The organism is Komagataeibacter diospyri (assembly GCF_006538165.1).
Classification (GTDB): Bacteria; Pseudomonadota; Alphaproteobacteria; order Acetobacterales; family Acetobacteraceae; genus Komagataeibacter; species Komagataeibacter diospyri.
The window spans coordinates 21,969-39,854 of the sequence record NZ_BDLU01000001.1 but is presented as its reverse complement, the minus strand read 5'-3'; the positions used below and the strand labels follow the sequence as shown (position 1 = coordinate 39,854).

The following is a 17,886-nucleotide window of genomic DNA, read 5'->3' as shown; positions in this document are numbered from 1 at the left end:
CAAACCCTTATGCGTGCGCGATACCATCACTTAGAATTTCCGATTGCTACTTCATTCACACACTCAAAGGCGTTCATGATGAACTCTTTCCCACCCCGCCTGGCCGTTTTTGACATGGACGGCACGCTGATCGACAGCCTTCCCGATCTTGCGGCCTGCGCCAACCGGCTTCTGGCCCATTACGGCCTGCCCCCCATCGCAGTGGAACAGGTCCGTCCCATGATCGGCGATGGCGTGGCAGCCCTGGTCAGCCGCCTGCTGGTGCATGCAGGGGCCGCCGCCACCGGCATTGACGTGACGGATGCCACGACACGCTACATGGCCGATTACACGCCTCATTCAACCGACCTGTCCCGCCCCTTTCCCGGCACGGCAGGCATGCTGGAAGACATGCGGGCCGCCGGATGGCACATGGCCGTATGCACCAACAAACCCGTTGCCGCAGCACGCCACATCCTGCAGGTCCTTGATCTGGAAAAATGGTTCGTGGCCGTGGGCGGGGGCGACAGCTTCAGCGTACGCAAGCCCGACCCGCGCCACCTGCTGGGCACGATTGAAATGGCGCATGGCAGTCCAACGCGGACGATCATGACCGGCGACCATCACAACGACATGGCCACGGCCATCGGGGCGCATGTCCCCGCCATTTTCGCCCGCTGGGGATATGGCCGCCCCGAAATGGAAGCGGGTGCCACGGTCGGCGCCGATTCCATTTCCGAGATCCCTCATCTGGCTGCCGAACTGGTGCCGGCGTAACCGGTCAGACGTCGAGGTTGGCAACCTTCAGCGCGTTGCCAACAATGAAGTCACGGCGGGGTTCGACCACATCCCCCATAAGGGTGGAAAAGACCTGCGCCGCGTTTTCCACATCGCCAACCTTGACCTGCAGCAGGGTGCGCATGGCGGGGTCCAGCGTGGTTTCCCACAGCTGTTCGTCATTCATTTCCCCCAGCCCCTTGAAGCGGTTGATGGACAGCCCCTTGCGGCCCTGCGCCAGAATCCGTTCATACAGCGACGCCGGTCCGTTGAAGGGCTGGGGCTGCCCGTCAATCACCAGTTGCACCGGACCTGTAAAATCCGCCACCAGACGGTCATGACGGTCAGCAAGCCAGCGCACTTCCGCGCTGCGCAGCGCCAGGGCCTCAAGGCGGTAAACCTCGCCTACTCCACGCACACTGCGGGCCATTTCCAGGCCGCTGTCACTGACGGCGACCTTCCATCCGCGCTCGGTAGGGGGCGACACCGCATCCAGCCGTGCCTGCAGGTCGACCACCCGTTCCGGCACCGCCTGCGGGTCGGCCTGCAACACGCCCGCAATGGCGGCCTGTTCAAGAATCCAGACCGGCACCCGGGCCGACAGACGCGACAGCGCACGGGTCACGTCACGGATGAACGTCACGTCGGAACGCATGGCCTCACCTTCAACCTCCCGCCCGTCGGCATAACGCAGCGTGGCATTGGCCAGCGCCTTGTCCAGCAGGTAGGACTCCAGTGCGGCGTCATCTTTCAGGTACCGTTCATCGTTGCCACGCTTGGCGCGGTATAACGGCGGTTGGGCGATATACAGGTACCCGTTTTCAATCAGTTCGGGCATCTGCCGGAAGAAGAAGGTCAGCAGCAGCGTGCGGATATGCGATCCATCCACGTCAGCGTCAGTCATGATGACGATGCGGTGGTAACGCAGCTTTCCGATCGAAAAGCCACCATGTTCCACATCACCCCGGCCAATACCGGTGCCCAGCGCCGTAATCAGCGTTCCAATTTCAGCTGAACCCAGCATGCGGTCGAAACGCGCACGTTCAACATTCAGGATCTTGCCCTTCAGCGGCAGGATGGCCTGGAACCGCCGGTCACGTCCCTGCTTGGCGGTGCCCCCAGCCGAGTCACCCTCAACGATGAACAGTTCGGATTTTGCCGGATCACGTTCCTGGCAGTCGGCCAGCTTGCCCGGCAGGGAGGAGATGTCCAGAACGCCCTTGCGCCGCGTCAGTTCACGCGCGCGCCGCGCCGCCTCACGCGCGGCGGCGGCATCCATCACCTTCGCCACGATGTGTCGGGCTTCCTTGGGGTGGGTTTCAAACCAGTGGGAGATCATGTCGGCAGCAGCCGCATGCACCACCGGCTGCACCTCGGACGAGACCAGCTTGTCCTTGGTCTGTGACGAGAATTTGGGGTCCGGCACCTTGACCGACAGCACGGCGGTCAGACCTTCGCGCATGTCCTCGCCATTCAGGGCGTGGCTGTCCTTCTTGCTGGCGTTCGCTTCGGCATAGCGACCGACCACGCGGGTCAGCGCCTGACGGAAACCGGCCAGATGCGAACCGCCATCACGCTGGGGAATGTTGTTGGTGAAGCACAGCATGGTTTCATGGAAGCTGTCGTTCCATGTCAGGGCGAATTCGACCTTGATGCCGTTTTCTTCATTCTGCAGGCTGCCGGTGATCGGCGGTTCGACAATCGCGTTCTTGCCCTGGTCCAGCCATTCGACAAAGGCGCACAGGCCGCCCTCGTAATGGAATTTCTCATCTCGCGCCGGGGTATGGCGTTCGTCGCGCAGGACGATTTTCAGCCCGGAATTGAGGAAGGCCAGTTCACGCAGGCGCCGTTCGAGAATCGGGAATTCGAATTCCACCCTGGCGAACGTCTCGGCACTTGGCTTGAAGGTGACCTGCGTGCCGGTCGGATCACTGCTATCGCCCACCACGCGCAGCGGCTCATCCCGTTCGCCCGCGCGGAAGCGGATCACATGTTCCTTGCCATCACGCCAGATACGGACTTCCATCCATTCCGACAGTGCGTTGACCACGGCGGCACCCACGCCATGCAGGCCACCCGATACCTTGTAGGAATTCTGGTTGAACTTGCCACCCGCATGCAGCTTGGTCAGCACGACTTCGGCCGCACTCACCCCTTCTTCATGGTGCATGTCGGTCGGGATGCCGCGTCCGTCATCACGCACGCTGACGCTGCCATCTCCATTGAGGGTGACGATACAGGTGGTCGCAAATCCGGCCTGTGCTTCATCCACGGCGTTATCGATGATCTCGAACGCCATGTGGTGCAGGCCCGACCCGTCATCGGTATCACCGATATACATGCCGGGCCGCTTACGCACCGCGTCCAGCCCCCGCAGAACCGAGATGGATGCCGCATCATAGTCCGCGGCGGGTGTTACACCGCCCACGGCCTCGGCATCGTGTTTCTGATCGGGACTGGATTGATCGGACATGCCGGCAGATGCTCCACAGCGGATAACAACAAAATAACAGAATGCATTATAGCCTGAACCACCCCGCGTAACCAGCATTCCCCATCGAAATCATGCATGCGGCGCAAGATTACCCATACCCGGCGTCACGAATTCGGCAATCCGCTGCAACGGCGCAAACTGTTCATCGTCCGTTCCGGTCAGAAACACGCCGGTATCCATCCGTCCGATGGCCTGAAACAGGGCGTCGCGCCGCACATCATCCAGATGTACCAGTGGTTCATCCAGCAAAAGCATCGGCATCTGCCCCCGGCACGCGGCAAGGATGCGCGCATGTGACAGGACGATGCCCAGCAGCAGCGCCTTCTGCTGGCCGGTGCTGGACTGGCTGGCCGGGCGTCGGCTCAGCCGGTCGGCCATGCGCAGGTCGGTGCGGTGCGCGCCAAAGCGACTTCCCCCGCGCTGGCGGTCGATCATGCGCATCGCCGCGATCTGTTCCGCCAGCCAATCCTCCACCGCAAGGGCCGGCATTTCGCGCAACCGGCCGGCAATCGGACAATCCAGCTCCAGCCATGCCGCAGGAAAGCCGTCAGCTACCGCCTGTTCATCCGAATTCAGGCGGGCCACCATATCCACCCGGGCCGCAACCGTAGCGACGGCATGACGCGCCATGGTGCGTTCAAGGGCAGCCAGCCAGTCCTTATCCGCCCCATGCTGCGCCAGCAGGCGGCTGCGCTGCATCATTGCGCGGTCGTGAGCTGCCAGTTCACGCGCATGACCGGGTTCAAGCGCCAGCACCAGCCGGTCCAGAAAGCGGCGACGACCACCTGCCCCTTCCTGAAACAGCCGATCCATCTGTGGTGTCAGCCATACGGCAGAAAAATATTCACCTACGGCGTCACGATTGCGCAGGGCCTGCCCATCCACGCGAAACGCCCGCCGTTCGGGCCGGACGGGATCGGCCCCGGTGGCAATCTGGATGGACAGGGCATCATCACCCCACTGCGCCGCGACATCGGCTGCGACACCCCACAGGACCGCACCATGACGGGGCAGTTCGTCCATGCGCGCCCCCCGCAGGCCACGCCCTGGCACCAGCAGCGACACCGCCTCAAGCAGGTTGGTCTTGCCGCTGCCATTCGGACCGGTAATGACCGTGACCGGGCACGCCGGTTTCCATGAAAGATGGTGGTAATTACGGAAATCCGTAAGAACCAGCCGCGTTACGCAGGCCATGCGACCTGATGGCCGCGCGCGGTCACACGCGCATCGGCATCAGGACATACAGCGCGGACGGGCTGTCCACATCGCGTACGATGGTGGGGGCGGAGCTGTCGGAAAAGGCGAATTCCACTTCCCTTTCCACCTGATCGGTAATGTCGTTCAGATAGCGCGCCTGAAAGCCGATCTCGATGGGGGCGGCATCATAGGAGACATGGTTTTCGTCCAGTTCTTCCGTCGCGGTACCCTGGTCCTGGCTGGCGGCTGACAGTGTCAGCAGGTTATGCGCCATGCTCAGCTTGACCGGACGGGAGCGTTCCTGACTGATCGCGGCCACGCGGGACACGGCATCAGAAAAGATCTTCTTGCCCACGCGCAGGATGCGGTCATTCCCGTGTGGAATCACACGCTCATATTCAGGGAACGTGCCGTCAATCAGCTTCGACGTCAGCGTGATGTTGCCAATGGAAAACTGGATGCGGGTATCGGACAGGGCCACATCAACCTGCTCCGGTCCTTCGTCCAGCAGCTTGCGCAGTTCGGCCACCGTCTTGCGCGGCACGATCACGCCGGGCATGCCGGCGCTGCCCGCGGGCAGTTCGGTCTCGACCCGGGCCAGACGGTGCCCGTCCGTCGCCACCGCGCGCAGCACCTGTCCCGCATCGCCTTCGGCCACGTGCAGGAAGATACCGTTGAGGTAATAGCGCGTCTCCTCGGTGGAGATGGCAAACCGCGTGCGGTCGATCAGGCCACGCAGCACCTGTGCCGGAATGCTGAATTCATGTGGCAGGCTGCCTGCCATCATGGACGGGAAGTCATCCACGTCCAGGACGTTCAGGCTGGTCGCGAACCGGCCCGCCCGCAGGCCCAGCGGTGCATCGCCTCCGGCATGGTCCAGTTCGACATGCGCGCCATCGGGCAGTTTGCGCACGATTTCATACAGGACGGCCGCAGGTGCCGTGACCGCGCCATCACGCTGGGTTTCGGCCGCAACCCCTTCAACCACCGCGATTTCCATGTCGGTCGCCGTCAGTGTCATGGCGCCATCCACGACATTGATCAGCACGTTGGCCAGGATGGGGATGGTATTGCGCTTCTCGGCAACGCTCTGGATATGGGCCAGTGCCTTGAGCAGCGTTACGCGGTCGGCCTTCAACTTCATCGGTACGATATCCTCCACATCCCGTCACGTCAGGCACGTACAGACGGGGGGCGACCAGTCTAGCAGCGCGGGACGACGCTGGTAAAGAGGCCGTTAAATCCTAAATTCATTCAGCTTTCGAGCATGCGACGCAGCAGTTCCACATCCTCGGCAAAGGCCGGGTCCTGTTCCATCAGTTCCGTCACCCGCGTCACGGCATGCATGACCGTCGTATGATCACGATTGCCGAACTTGCGCCCGATTTCGGGCAGGGAGCGGCTGGTCAACTGCTTGGCCAGGTACATCGCCACCTGTCGCGGCCGCGCCACAGCGCGCGCACGCCGCGCCGAGGACATGTCGGTCAGGCGGATATTCCAGTGTTCAGCCACCTTGCGCTGGATTTCCTCGATGGTAACGCGGCGGTCATGGGCCTTGAGAATATCATGCAGCACATCCTGCGTCGCCTCCAGCGTGACCGGACGACCAAACAGGTTGGCATGCGCGATCAGGCGGTTCAGCGCGCCTTCAAGCTCACGCACGTTCGAGGTGATCTTGTGGGCAAGGAATTCCAGCACCTTGGCGGGCACCACCACGCCGGACGCGCTGGCCTTGGCTTCAAGGATGGAAATACGCAGCTCGAACGTGGTGGCATGGATATCCGCCACCATGCCACAGCCCAGGCGGGTGCGCAGCCTGTCCTCCAGCCCCGACAGGTCGGAAGGCGACTTGTCGGCCGACACCACGATCTGCCGCCCCGCGTCGACCAGTGCATTAAAGGTGTGGAAGAATTCTTCCTGCGTGTTGTCCTTGCCGATCAGGAACTGCAGGTCGTCGATCATCAGCACATCGACCGAGCGCAATTGTTCCTTGAATTCCATGGTGGACTGGGACCGGATGGCCGCGATGAAGCGGTACATGAACTTTTCCGCCGACATGTAGGCAACGGACACCCTGCCCTCGCGCAACAGTTCGGCCCCGATCGCGTGCATGAGATGCGTCTTGCCCAAACCCACGCCTCCATACAGGAACAGCGGGTTGAAACCGGGGCTGGACGGCCGTTCCGCAACCCGGCGGGCGCAGGCATAGGCAAATTCGTTGGGCTTACCCACGACAAAGGTATCGAAGGTGAAGCGCGGGTCCAGGGGGGCGGCAAGGTCGCTGCGCACTTCAGCGTGGCGCGGTTCTTCCGCGACCGGGGCGGGGACTGCCGGACGGGAAACCGCCTCCTCACGCGCCTCTGTCGTGGCGGCGGGGACGGTCACACCATCTGCGGGGGACGTTGCGGATGCGCTGCCGGGGCGTGCGACCTGCAGTTCAACGCGACGGATGGCGGGCACCTCGGCATTCCACAGCGTGCCCAGCCGGTCGCCATACTGTCCACGCACCCAGTCGCGCAGGAATCGGGTGGGCAGGTAGAGGGTAATCTCATCCTCATCCACCGGACCGACCGTGATCTGGCGCAGCCATGTGCGGTATTCGACTTCCCCGACCTCGGCCTTCAGCCGTTCGCAGATGCGCGACCAGTGAATGGCGAGCACACTTTTCTGCGCATTGGCTTCCGCAACCGCGTCATAGCCTTCCAGTCCGCCCGTCATATCCACTCCCGGCTACATGAGACACGAAACATGCACCCCCGCGCATGCATTCGTGCCCCCGCTCCATCCATAACTGTTACCGCCCGTCATCAGCCCTGCATGCAGCGGACAGGAAGCCAGCCGCGCACCTGTACACGACCTACAACCCGGCCCCCAGGCCCCAAGGCAACAGATGACGTTGGAATTATCCACATAAGGTAGAGCAGGGAATCGGCCGAAGCAACGGGAATCTGCCTCCAACCCATCAAAACCCGATCACACCACATGAATATGGCAAACAAAAAAGGCCGCTATCGCTACTAATGGCGATATACGACCTTTTTTATTACTTGCCTCATTCTTTCATATGAAAGAAATCAGCAGCCTTTTACGCAGCAGCAAGCGACTTGATACGTGCGGACAGGCGCGAAATACGACGGGCAACAGTGTTGGCGTGAAGAACGCCCTTGCCAACCGCACGCTGCAGTTCCGGCTGTGCCGCGCGCAGCGCAACGGCAGCGTCGTCCTTCTTGCCGGTCGCGATGGCGACCTCGACCTTCTTCACGAAGGTGCGGACGCGCGACAGGCGTGCCGTGTTACGGGCGTTGCGGCGTTCGTTCTGGCGGATGCGCTTGCGCGCTGATGCTGTATTGGCCATTGCTCTCAGTTCATCTGCATAAATCAGGTTACGGCGGTCCGCCACCCGATCGTTGCGGACATCCCATATCAGGCTGGCGATCTAGTCCACCCTGACCCCATTCGTCAAGACAAGTCTTTGCCTAAATCATTTTCCACCCCCTGCTGGCGGGGACAGAAAAAGCTTGAACGCCCGGACTGGGTGATCCGGACCACCCCGTCGCATGCCGGTGGACCGGGGCAGTCGGGGCACCCCTCCCCCTCCCGCCCGTACACGCGCCAGGCATGCTGGAAATAGCCCAACTCCCCATCCGGTTGCACGTAATCACGCAGGCTTGAGCCACCAGCGGCAATTGCCTCCTCCAGCACCGCACGGATTTCGGTGGCAAGGATGTCATACCGCGCCGCACTGATGTCACCTGCCGCCCGCGCGGGGTGGATACGCGCACGAAACAGGGCTTCGGACACATATATGTTGCCAAGCCCAGCCACCACGCGCTGGTCCAGCAGCAGGGCCTTGATGCTGGTACGCCGCCCGCGGGCACGCGCTGTCAGCCACGCGCCATCAAACCGGTTACCCAGCGGTTCCGGCCCCATACCCGCCAGCAGGCGGTGATTTTCCACATCTGCCGCCGCCACCAGATCAACCATGCCGAAACGCCGGGGGTCCACCAGCCCGCAGCGCGCGCCCTGCGCCGTCTCGATCACAAGATGTTCGTGCAATGCGGGCGGCAGGTCGCGCTCAGCCGCCATTGGGCGTGACAGCAGCACGCGGCCGGACATGCCCAGATGCAGCACCACAACCATCCCGCCCGAAAGCGTGATGAGGATATATTTTCCCCGCCGGGCGAATCCATCGACCCGCCGCCCCTGCAGCGCCGTCGCCAGACCAGTCGGAAAGGGCCATCGCAGGCCCGTATGGTGCGTGCTGGCGCGTGAAATAGTGTGACCTTCAAGATGCACTCGCATCCCGCGCATCACAGTTTCGACTTCAGGTAGTTCCGGCATGGCCTCATCTGGGTTTATACCTGTGCATCATGACCGACATTAGCCAGCCATACCATCCCTCCCCTTCCGCAGGCCGTCCCGATGACCGCCATGCGGATACCACCGATTTCGGCTTCCGCGACGTGCCGTTGCGCGAGAAGAAATCCCTGGTCCGGAATGTCTTTGACAGCGTGGCCTCCAAATACGACATCATGAACGACGTGATGTCGCTGGGCATCCACCGCGCGTGGAAGAAGATTTTCGTCAACGAACTCGCCCCCCACCCCGACCTGTCGCTGCTCGACCTTGCGGGCGGGACGGGTGATATCTCCTTCGGGTGGCTGCGTGGCGGTGGCGGCCCGGCCATCCTGTCCGACATCAATGTCAGCATGCTGACGGTGGGCCGCAACCGCGCGCTGGAGCGCGGGCTTGTCTCGGGCCTCAACTTTCTGGCTGTTGATGCCGAAGCCATTCCGCTGGCCAACAATTCGGTTGATCGCGTCTCCATCGCCTTCGGCCTGCGCAACTGCACGGACAAGCTGCAGGTGCTGCGCGAGGCCCATCGCATCCTGCGCCCGGGCGGGCGGTTCCTGTGTCTTGAATTCTCCCGCGTTCAGGTCGCGGCCTTCGCCCCGGTTTACGACGCCTGGTCCTTTCACGTGCTGCCACGCATGGGAGCCGCGATCGCGGGTGACCGTGAAAGCTACCAGTACCTGGCAGAAAGCATCCGCATGTTCCCTGATCAGGAAACGCTGGCGGACATGATGCGTGAAGCAGGGCTGGAACGGGTATCTTACCAGAACCTGTCCGGCGGGATTGCCGCGATCCATTCCGGCTGGAAAATCTGATGGGGGATGGGGCGACCCGTTCTGTCCTGCTGGTCGTGGGTGGGGGCATTGCCGCCTACAAGACGCTGGAACTGATTCGCAGGCTGCGCGAACACGGCCTGCGCGTACGCACCGTGCTGACGGATGCGGGGGCACGATTCGTCACCCCCATGTCCATTCAGGCGCTGAGTGGCGAACGTGTCTTCAGCGACCTGTTTTCCCTGACCGATGAAAGCGAGATGGGACATATCGCCCTGTCACGCAGCAGCAATCTGGTCGTGGTCTGCCCCGCTACCGCCGACCTGCTGGCCCGCATGGCCACCGGACTGGCCGGTGACCTGGCCACCACCGTGCTGCTGGCCACCGACACACCTGTGCTGGTCGCTCCCGCCATGAACGTACGCATGTGGACCCATGCGGCAACACAGGCGAATGTCGCCACGCTACGTGCGCGTGGCGTGGCCTTCGTGGGGCCGGAATCCGGTCTCATGGCATGTAACGAATCCGGACCGGGACGGCTGGCGGAAACGGATGCGATCCTTGCAGCCATCCTGCGCGGGCTGTCACCCGACCGGCCACTGGCGGGCCGCCGCGCGCTGGTGACCGCAGGCCCCACGCACGAACCGATTGACCCCGTGCGCTACATCGCCAACCGTTCCTCCGGCATGCAGGGATATGCCATTGCCGAAGCCCTTGCGGCGGCCGGGGCGGATGTAACACTGGTCAGTGGCCCGACCACCCTGCCCGATCCGGCAGGCATGCACACCGTGCGGGTGGAAACGGCACGTGACATGCTGGATGCCTGCCGCCATGCGTTGCCCTGCGACATTGCCGTATGCACCGCCGCCGTGGCGGACTGGCATGTTGCCCCGGCAACCCAGAAGATCAAGAAAACAGCAGATGCGGCGCCGCCCGCGCTGCAACTGCTTCCCAACCCCGACATCCTTGCGACGCTGAGCCAGCCTGGCCCGACAAGACCAGGACTGATTATCGGATTCGCGGCGGAAACCGAGCATGTGCTGGCGCATGCCACCACCAAGCGCGAACGCAAGGGCTGTGACTGGATCGTAGCCAATGATGTCAGCCCGGGCACCGGGATCATGGGCGGTACGGAAAACGAGGTCACCCTGATAGATGCTGCGGGCTGTGAACACTGGCCCCGACTGGACAAGACGCAGGTCGCGCACAGGCTGGTTGCGCGGATCGCCACATTCCTGCAAACGCCACACCCCAAACCTGAATAATCCGACGGACCCTGCCATGACTTCCTCCCCCCTGCCCATCCAAGTCCGCCGCCTGGCCCATGCCCATGGGCTGCCGCTGCCTGGTTACGCCACCGATGGCGCGGCCGGAATGGACCTGCTGGCAGCCGTGACCGAACCGGTGACCATAGGGGCCGGAAGCCGCGCGCTGGTACCCACGGGGCTGTGTGTCGCGCTGCCGCGTGGGTATGAAATGCAGATCCGCCCGCGGTCGGGCCTTGCCCTCAAACACGGCATCACCCTGCCCAACGCCCCCGGCACGATTGATGAGGATTACCGTGGGGAAATCGGCATCATCGTCATGAATACCGGTAGCGAACCCTTTGTGGTCGAGCGTGGCATGCGCATTGCACAGGCTGTGCTTGCCCCGGTCGTGCGCGGGACATGGGTTGAATATTCGGAACTGGAGGAAACGGATCGTGGCATGGGCGGCTTTGGCAGCACGGGCACCGCAGGGTGACAGACGGTAGCCTGCCGGGGAACCTGCGGGTCCGCCCCAATGTTCCAGACCTGCTTGGCCTGCTGGCGATCATGGCGGGGGCTGTTATTGTCGCCACCGCCGGGCGCCACATGCTGGTGCCCATTCCCGCCAGTGAGGCAGGGACCATCCACCTCAACCCCGCATGGTTGCCCGCCTACGCCGTGCGAACCACGCTGCGCATGTTCGCAGCCCTTGCCGCGTCGCTGGTCTTTACCTTCACCTATGCTGTCTGGGCCGCCAAGAGCAGGCGCGCGGGACAGGTGCTGATCCCGCTGCTGGATATCCTGCAATCGGTGCCGATCCTTGGCTTCCTGACGTTTACGGTGGTCTTCTTCCTCGGTCTGTTCCCCGGGCGGATGATGGGGGCGGAACTGGCCGCCATCTTCACCATTTTCACCAGTCAGGCATGGAACATGGCCTTTGCCATGTATCAGGCGCTGCGCACCGTACCCCCTGACCTGGAGGAAGCGGCCCTGTGCTTCGGCCTGACGCCGTGGCAGCGTTTCTGGCGGCTGGAAGTGCCATTCGCCATCCCGTCACTGGTATGGAACACCATGATTTCCATGTCCGGCGGATGGTTCATGGTCGTTTATTCCGAAACGATCACGGTCGGGAATACCGATATTGCCCTGCCGGGAATCGGGTCGTATGTGGGCGTTGCGATCGAACAGCGCAACATATGGGCGATCTTCTATGCCATTGCCGCCATGCTGGCGGTCATCCTGGCCTATGACCAGCTACTGTTCCGTCCGGTGGTTGCATGGTCGGCACGCTTCCAGACCGACGAGGGCACGACGCTTGCAGCACCCGACCCATGGGTGCTGACCCTGCTGCGGCGCACGCACCTGCTGCGTCAGGCCTGCCTGCGACTGGGTGGCATGATGACCCGCATCGGCTGGCTGCCACTGGGGCCGCGCCCATCCGCCCCGCGGCGACCGCTTGTCCCATCCCGCCTGCTGGACAGCGCATGGATCGCGGCACTGGCTGTCTGCGCCATCACCATCGGGTGGAAGACATGGGCATATGCCAGTACCCATTATACGGCGGGACAGATGCTGCATGTCACCATGCTGGGTGGTGTCACGCTGGCGCGCGTGATGGTGACGGTCATTGTGGCGTCACTGATATGGGTGCCGCTGGGAATATGGCTGGGCCTGTCACCACGACGGGCACGACGTGCACAGATGGCGGCGCAGTTCATGGCCGCCTTCCCTGCCAACCTGTTCTTTCCACTGGTGGTGGTGGTGATCGTGCGCTGGCACCTGAACAGCAATATCTGGCTGACGCCGCTCATGCTGCTGGGCACGCAGTGGTATATCCTGTTCAACATCGTGGCGGGGGCATCGTCCTATCCCGGTGACCTGCTGGAAGCGGCCAAGAACTTCCATGTCCGGGGCTGGCTGTGGTGGCGGCGCGTCATGCTGCCGGGCATCACGCCCTATTTCATTACCGGTGCGCTGACCGCATCGGGTGGCGCGTGGAACGCCGCCATCGCGACCGAGGTCGCAAGCTGGGGAGACACGACCCTGAGCGCTAACGGGCTGGGTGCCTATATCGCCCATGCCACCGTGGCGGGTGCGACCGACCAGGTGGGGCTGGGCATGGCGATCATGGCGGCGTTCGTGCTCCTGCTCAATCGCGCCCTGTGGCGTCCGTTATCCAATTATGCCGCGCGGCATTACACCTTTGACTGAGAGTTCATGATGCAGCAGCCTGACACCGCCCCTCCCCCACCCAAGTCCGGGACGGAGCTTGTCCGGATCATCAATTGTCGGCAGGCCTATCACAAGGAAAGTGCCACCGACCTGGTGGTGCTGGATGGCGTGAACCTGTCCATCCGCAGTGGGGAAATCGTGGGGCTGCTGGGCCGGTCGGGGTCGGGCAAATCCACGCTGCTGCGCATTATCGCGGGCCTGCTGCCGCCCACGGCGGGCGAAGTGATATGGAAAGGCAAGAAACTGGAAGGCCCGGCTGACGGCATTTCCATGGTGTTCCAGTCATTTGCGCTGTTCCCGTGGCTGACGGTACAGAAAAACGTGGAGCTGGGGCTGGAGGCGAAGGGCGTGCCCATGGCCGAGCGCCACAAGCTGGCCGAAGACGCGATCGGGCTGATCGGTCTGGGTGGGTATGAAAACGCCTATCCCAAGGAACTGTCGGGGGGCATGCGCCAGCGTGTGGGGCTGGCGCGGGCGCTGGTGGTACACCCTGACCTGTTGCTGATGGATGAGCCATTTTCGGCGCTGGATGTGCTGACGGCCGAAAACCTGCGCACCGACCTGGTGGAACTGTGGGCGGAAAAGAAGCTGCCCATACAGTCCATCCTGCTGGTGACGCATAATATCGAAGAAGCGGTGCTGATGTGCGACCGCATCCTGATCTTTTCGTCCAACCCCGGTCGGGTCGCCTATGAGCTGCAGGTGCCCTTTGAACATCCCCGCAATCGGGAGGACGCAGCCTTCCGGCAGTTCGTGGACCGGATTTACGCGCTCATGACCCGTCGTGCGCCCGTGGTATCAGAAGCGGACATGACCGACCCGGATATGAAGCATGTGCAGATTACGGCCGACGCCGTGGCCCTGCCCGCGCTGCCGATCAATACCATCGTGGGCATGATGGAAACGCTGGCGGCCGACCCGCTTCACGGACGCGCCGACCTGCCGCTGCTGGCCAGCCGCTTGCAGCTTGAGCTGGATGACCTGTTTCCGTTAGGCGAGTCGCTGCAACTGCTGGGCTTTGCCGAACTGGAGGACGGCGATATCATGCTCACCCCCGAAGGCATGCGCTTTGTCCAGAGCGAGCATGACACCCGCAAGAACATCCTGTGGCACAGCATGCTGCATAACATTCCCATGGTGCGCACCATCCGCGCCGTGCTGGATGAACGCCCCAATCACCGCGCCAGCGCCGAACGCTTCCGTGACGAACTGGAAGACAGCATGTCCCCCGATTATGCCCGTCAGACACTGCAGACGCTGATCGGCTGGGCACGCTATGCCGAACTGTTCGATTTTGATGAAGAAGCCGACCAGCTTTTCCTAGACGACGAAACCGAATAGACGGCCCTAGCCCGCCGTATCCACCAGCCGGTCACGAAACAGCCGACGCATCTTGGCGATCTTGGGCGGAATCACGGCGCTGCAATACGGATTGCCGGGATTACGGGCAAAATAATCCCGGTGATAATCCTCGGCTGGCCAGAAATGCGTCAGCGGCGCGATTTCGGTCACCAGCGGGTCCGGCCACACCTTTGCCTCCGCAATTTCGTTACGGATGGCATAGGCCGTCATTTCCTGTTCCGGTCCCTGCCAGAATATGGCGGAGCGATACTGCGTCCCCACGTCATTGCCCTGTCGGTTGAGGGTTGTGGGATCATGCATGACGAAGAAAATGCGCAGCAGGTCGGCGCATGACAGCTCAGCGGGATCGAACGTCACCCGCACGACCTCCGCATGGCCGGTGCGGCCCGAACAGACCTGTTCATAGGTAGGGCTGGCGGCATGCCCTCCGGCATAACCGGGTTCCAGCCCCTCCACGCCACGCAGTTCCTTCAGCGGCGCCTCAAGGCACCAGAAGCAGCCTCCACCCAGCACCAGTGTCTCCAATGCGTTTTTGGTCATGGTGGCTTCCTTCCCCAAGTTGCCGTGAAGAGAATATTCTGGAAGTTTCTGGTAACGCTTTCTTTCAAAAGACATTCAAAAAGTGCCGCCTTTTTAAGAACAGGCAGCACCCAGAAACTTTTATCCCCTTAAAACAAGCCGTTACGCAATCCGTGCAAGTGCCGCTTTCAGCCTTACGCGTTCCGCCTGGAACGTCTCAAGGCGTTCGCGGTTTTCAGCAACGACTTCAGGCTTGGCGCGGGCCACGAAATCGGCATTGCCCAGCTTGCGCTCGACCTTGGTAATTTCACCATCGACCTTAGCACATTCCTTTTCCAGCCGCTGGCGTTCAACCGCCAGGTCAATAATCCCGGCAAGGGGAATGACCAGTGTCGCTTCGTCCACCACCAGCTGGGCTGCACCCTGCGGCATTTCACCTTCCAGCGGCAGTACTTCGGATACGCGGGCCATGCGCCCGATCGCTTCCGACCATTTGGCGGCTCGCGCCACGGTTGCCGGGGACGCGTCACGCAGCAGGACCGGGGCCAGACGGGACGGCGGCACATTCATTTCGGAACGCACGGTGCGGATCGCGCTGATAAAGCGGATCAGCCACTCCATTTCCGCACGCGCTTCCGTTGCCCCTTCCAGATGTTCGGGCTGCGGCCACGGTGCGGTAATCAGCGACCCTTCCGGCCCGAAGCCAAAATGCTGCCACAGGCTGTCGGTCACGAACGGGGTGACGGGCTGCAGCAGCCGCATGATGGTACCCAGCACGTGGGCGGCAACCGCGCGGGTCTCGACCGCTTTCGCCGTGTCGCCTGCTGCAAAGACCGGCTTGGCCAGTTCAAGGAACCAGTCACAAAAACAGTTCCAGACAAAGCGGTAGCAGACGGCGGCGTATTCATCGAATCGGAAGGATTCCAGCGCCTTTGACGCATCTTCCACCGCTTGCGCCAGTTCCGCCAGTATCCAGCGGCCCAGCGGGGACTGCACGCTGGCGGGGCTGAAGCCCGCGACCGGGGCCACGCCGTTCATTTCGCAGAAGCGCGCGGCGTTCCAGATCTTGGTAATGAAGGAGCGGTATTCCTCCACCTTCCTGCGGCCCAGCTTCACATCACGGCCCAGACCGGTCAGCGAGCAGATGCAGAACCGCATGGCGTCCGCGCCATAACTGTCGATCATTTCCAGCGGGTCGATGCCATTGCCCTTGGACTTGGACATTTTCTGCCCGCGTTCATCACGCACCAGCCCATGGATGAATACCTGCCGGAAGGGCACGTCCTTCATGAAATGCAGGCCCATCATCATCATCCGGGCCACCCAGAAGAAGATGATGTCAAAGCCCGTGACCAGCACGTCGGTCGGGTAATAGCGGGCCAGTTCCGGCGTCTGCTGCGGCCAGCCCAGCGTGGAGAACGGCCACAGCGCGGAGGAAAACCACGTATCCAGCACGTCTTCATCACGCGTCAGCACCGTGTCCTGACCATAATGGGTCCGTGCCTGTTCCGCTGCGTCAGTTTCGTCATGGGCAACGAATACATGCCCATCCGGGCCATACCATGCCGGGATGCGGTGGCCCCACCACAACTGACGGCTGATACACCATGGCTGGATGTCCCGCATCCAGGCGTAGAAGGTGTTTTCCCACTGCCGGGGCACGAATTCGATCTTGCCGCTTTCCACCGCGTCAATCGCGGGACCGGCAAGCGTCTTGGCATCGCAGTACCACTGCGTGGTCAGGCGCGGCTCGACCACTGCGCCACTGCGTTCGGCATGGGGCACCTGATTGGTGTGCGGTTCGATCTTTTCCAGCCATTCCAGGCGCTCAAGTTCCGCCACCATGGCCTTGCGCGCTTCATCACGCGGCATGCCTTCCAGCGCACGGACGAAGGCGGGATCGGCCAGACCGTCCTCGGCGCGCAGTTCCGCCTTGATTTCGGCAAGGGTAATGCGGGCTTCCTCATCCAGCACGCTTGGCATATCCAGCTTGTGGCGGCGACCGACCTCAAAGTCATTGAAGTCATGGGCAGGCGTGATCTTGACCGCGCCACTACCCTTGGTCGGGTCCGAGTGTTCATCGGCCACGATGGGGATACGCCGGCCCGTCAGCGGCAGGATGACATTCTTGCCCACCAGGTCAGCAAAACGTTCATCTTCCGGGTGCACGGCCACGGCCATGTCACCCAGCATGGTTTCGGGACGGGTGGTGGCGACCGTGATGGTACGACCTGGCTGCCCTTCAACAGGGTAGCGGATATACCACAGGTTGCCACGCATTTCGCGGTTATCGACTTCCAGATCTGAAATGGCGGAGCGGAAGGCGGGGTCCCAGTTGACCAGCCGGCGGTCACGATAGATCAGCCCTTCGCGGTAGAGGGTGACAAACACCTCCTTCACCGCATCGGACAGGCCATCATCCATGGTAAAGCGTTCACGCGGCCAGTCCAGTGACCCGCCAAGGCGGCGCAACTGCTTTGTAATGCCGCCGCCGGATTCGGCCTTCCATTCCCATACGCGTTCAATGAAAGCATCACGGCCCATTTCCTGCCGGGATGTGCCTTCCTTCTGCAACATCCGTTCGACCACCAGCTGGGTCGCGATGCCCGCGTGATCAGTGCCCGGCTGCCACAGCGTATCGCGCCCCTGCATGCGCCGCCAGCGAATCAGCGTATCCTGCAGGGTCATGGTCAGGGCATGGCCAATATGCAGCGTGCCCGTGACGTTGGGGGGCGGAATCATGATGGTGTAGGGTCTGGCAGCACTGCTCGGCTGGGCGCTGAAAGCGCCACTGGCCTCCCACAGGGCATAGAGGGAAGTTTCTGTCCCGTCGGGGGAGAACGACTTGTCAAGCATCACGAAAAACCAGATCCACCATAATCAGACGCAGGGCAGGACAACGCGCCCGGCCAAGGGCAGATATACCCCAAACCGGCGCGAAGGGAACGGCGCG

General features: G+C 62.4%; 14 protein-coding genes. 6 read left to right on the top strand and 8 right to left on the bottom strand.

Translation table 11 applies throughout. From position 1 onward, the window contains the following. Positions 1-75: 75 nt before the first annotated feature. Positions 76-756: a phosphoglycolate phosphatase gene (gph, locus tag MSKU9_RS00175; protein WP_141259347.1), complete on the top strand. Its 681-nt coding sequence runs from the start codon at positions 76-78 to the stop codon at positions 754-756. Between the two features lie 4 nt (positions 757-760). Here the strand turns inward: gph and gyrB are convergent, their stop codons facing one another. The 6 genes from gyrB to mutM all read right to left on the bottom strand — a co-directional run bounded on the left by gyrB (position 761) and on the right by mutM (position 8,788). After that, the gene (gene gyrB / locus MSKU9_RS00170; RefSeq protein WP_193557595.1) at positions 761-3,229 is read right to left on the bottom strand and encodes a DNA topoisomerase (ATP-hydrolyzing) subunit B; all 2,469 of its coding nucleotides are present in this window, start codon (positions 3,227-3,229) and stop codon (positions 761-763) included. A 90-nt stretch (positions 3,230-3,319) separates the two neighbouring features. After that, positions 3,320-4,444, bottom strand: a complete 1,125-nt coding sequence (recF, locus tag MSKU9_RS00165) for a DNA replication/repair protein RecF (RefSeq protein ID WP_141259345.1) — start codon at positions 4,442-4,444, stop codon at positions 3,320-3,322. Positions 4,445-4,466: 22 nt separating this feature from the next. Next, positions 4,467-5,591 (bottom strand): DNA polymerase III subunit beta, encoded by a 1,125-nt coding sequence (gene dnaN, locus MSKU9_RS00160; RefSeq protein WP_141259344.1) that lies wholly within the window; start codon positions 5,589-5,591, stop codon positions 4,467-4,469. Between the two features lie 110 nt (positions 5,592-5,701). Next, entirely contained in the window at positions 5,702-7,165 is a 1,464-nt protein-coding gene (gene dnaA, locus MSKU9_RS00155) for a chromosomal replication initiator protein DnaA (RefSeq protein ID WP_141259343.1), read from the bottom strand. Positions 7,166-7,532: 367 nt separating this feature from the next. Continuing rightward, on the bottom strand, positions 7,533-7,802 hold the full coding sequence (gene rpsT / locus MSKU9_RS00150) for a 30S ribosomal protein S20 (protein WP_141259342.1): 270 nt from the start codon (positions 7,800-7,802) through the stop codon (positions 7,533-7,535). A gap of 104 nt (positions 7,803-7,906) precedes the next feature. Then, positions 7,907-8,788 carry a bifunctional DNA-formamidopyrimidine glycosylase/DNA-(apurinic or apyrimidinic site) lyase gene (mutM, locus tag MSKU9_RS00145; protein ID WP_141259341.1) on the bottom strand — a complete coding sequence of 294 codons (882 nt, stop codon included), beginning with the start codon at positions 8,786-8,788 and terminating at the stop codon, positions 7,907-7,909. Between the two features lie 29 nt (positions 8,789-8,817). Between mutM and MSKU9_RS00140 the strand changes: the two genes are divergently transcribed. Genes MSKU9_RS00140 through MSKU9_RS00120 form a run of 5 tightly spaced genes read left to right on the top strand, consistent with a single transcriptional unit; the run spans position 8,818 to position 14,393 of the window. Continuing rightward, positions 8,818-9,615: a class I SAM-dependent methyltransferase gene (locus MSKU9_RS00140; RefSeq protein WP_141259340.1), complete on the top strand. Its 798-nt coding sequence runs from the start codon at positions 8,818-8,820 to the stop codon at positions 9,613-9,615. Beyond that, positions 9,615-10,838 carry a bifunctional phosphopantothenoylcysteine decarboxylase/phosphopantothenate--cysteine ligase CoaBC gene (gene coaBC, locus MSKU9_RS00135; protein WP_141259339.1) on the top strand — a complete coding sequence of 408 codons (1,224 nt, stop codon included), beginning with the start codon at positions 9,615-9,617 and terminating at the stop codon, positions 10,836-10,838. The genes MSKU9_RS00140 and coaBC overlap by 1 nt, the downstream gene beginning before the upstream one ends. Positions 10,839-10,854: 16 nt before the next feature. Beyond that, positions 10,855-11,316: a dUTP diphosphatase gene (gene dut, locus MSKU9_RS00130; protein ID WP_141259338.1), complete on the top strand. Its 462-nt coding sequence runs from the start codon at positions 10,855-10,857 to the stop codon at positions 11,314-11,316. Further along, a complete protein-coding gene (locus tag MSKU9_RS00125; RefSeq protein WP_141259337.1) occupies positions 11,313-13,031 on the top strand; it encodes an ABC transporter permease in 1,719 nt (572 codons plus the stop codon). Before dut ends, MSKU9_RS00125 begins: the two co-directional genes overlap by 4 nt. 9 nt (positions 13,032-13,040) lie before the next feature. Further along, positions 13,041-14,393: an ABC transporter ATP-binding protein gene (locus MSKU9_RS00120; protein ID WP_141259394.1), complete on the top strand. Its 1,353-nt coding sequence runs from the start codon at positions 13,041-13,043 to the stop codon at positions 14,391-14,393. A 6-nt stretch (positions 14,394-14,399) separates the two neighbouring features. Here the strand turns inward: MSKU9_RS00120 and msrA are convergent, their stop codons facing one another. Further along, positions 14,400-14,954: a peptide-methionine (S)-S-oxide reductase MsrA gene (gene msrA, locus MSKU9_RS00115; protein ID WP_141259336.1), complete on the bottom strand. Its 555-nt coding sequence runs from the start codon at positions 14,952-14,954 to the stop codon at positions 14,400-14,402. A 141-nt stretch (positions 14,955-15,095) separates the two neighbouring features. After that, entirely contained in the window at positions 15,096-17,789 is a 2,694-nt protein-coding gene (locus MSKU9_RS00110) for a valine--tRNA ligase (protein WP_141259393.1), read from the bottom strand. Between the last annotated feature and the right edge of the window lie 97 nt (positions 17,790-17,886).

What these genes read in the sequence shown, in the direction of transcription:
- MSKU9_RS00120 (WP_141259394.1), top strand. Translation starts at nt 13,041, where the DNA reads ATGCAGCAGCCTGACACCGCCCCTCCCCCACCCAAGTCCGGGACGGAG.
- recF (WP_141259345.1), bottom strand. Translation starts at nt 4,444, where the DNA reads ATGGCCTGCGTAACGCGGCTGGTTCTTACGGATTTCCGTAATTACCAC.
- coaBC (WP_141259339.1), top strand. Translation starts at nt 9,615, where the DNA reads ATGGGGGATGGGGCGACCCGTTCTGTCCTGCTGGTCGTGGGTGGGGGC.
- rpsT (WP_141259342.1), bottom strand. Translation starts at nt 7,802, where the DNA reads ATGGCCAATACAGCATCAGCGCGCAAGCGCATCCGCCAGAACGAACGC.
- mutM (WP_141259341.1), bottom strand. Translation starts at nt 8,788, where the DNA reads ATGCCGGAACTACCTGAAGTCGAAACTGTGATGCGCGGGATGCGAGTG.
- gph (WP_141259347.1), top strand. Translation starts at nt 76, where the DNA reads ATGATGAACTCTTTCCCACCCCGCCTGGCCGTTTTTGACATGGACGGC.
- MSKU9_RS00140 (WP_141259340.1), top strand. Translation starts at nt 8,818, where the DNA reads ATGACCGACATTAGCCAGCCATACCATCCCTCCCCTTCCGCAGGCCGT.
- msrA (WP_141259336.1), bottom strand. Translation starts at nt 14,954, where the DNA reads ATGACCAAAAACGCATTGGAGACACTGGTGCTGGGTGGAGGCTGCTTC.
- gyrB (WP_193557595.1), bottom strand. Translation starts at nt 3,229, where the DNA reads ATGTCCGATCAATCCAGTCCCGATCAGAAACACGATGCCGAGGCCGTG.
- dnaA (WP_141259343.1), bottom strand. Translation starts at nt 7,165, where the DNA reads ATGACGGGCGGACTGGAAGGCTATGACGCGGTTGCGGAAGCCAATGCG.
- MSKU9_RS00110 (WP_141259393.1), bottom strand. Translation starts at nt 17,789, where the DNA reads ATGCTTGACAAGTCGTTCTCCCCCGACGGGACAGAAACTTCCCTCTAT.
- dut (WP_141259338.1), top strand. Translation starts at nt 10,855, where the DNA reads ATGACTTCCTCCCCCCTGCCCATCCAAGTCCGCCGCCTGGCCCATGCC.
- dnaN (WP_141259344.1), bottom strand. Translation starts at nt 5,591, where the DNA reads ATGAAGTTGAAGGCCGACCGCGTAACGCTGCTCAAGGCACTGGCCCAT.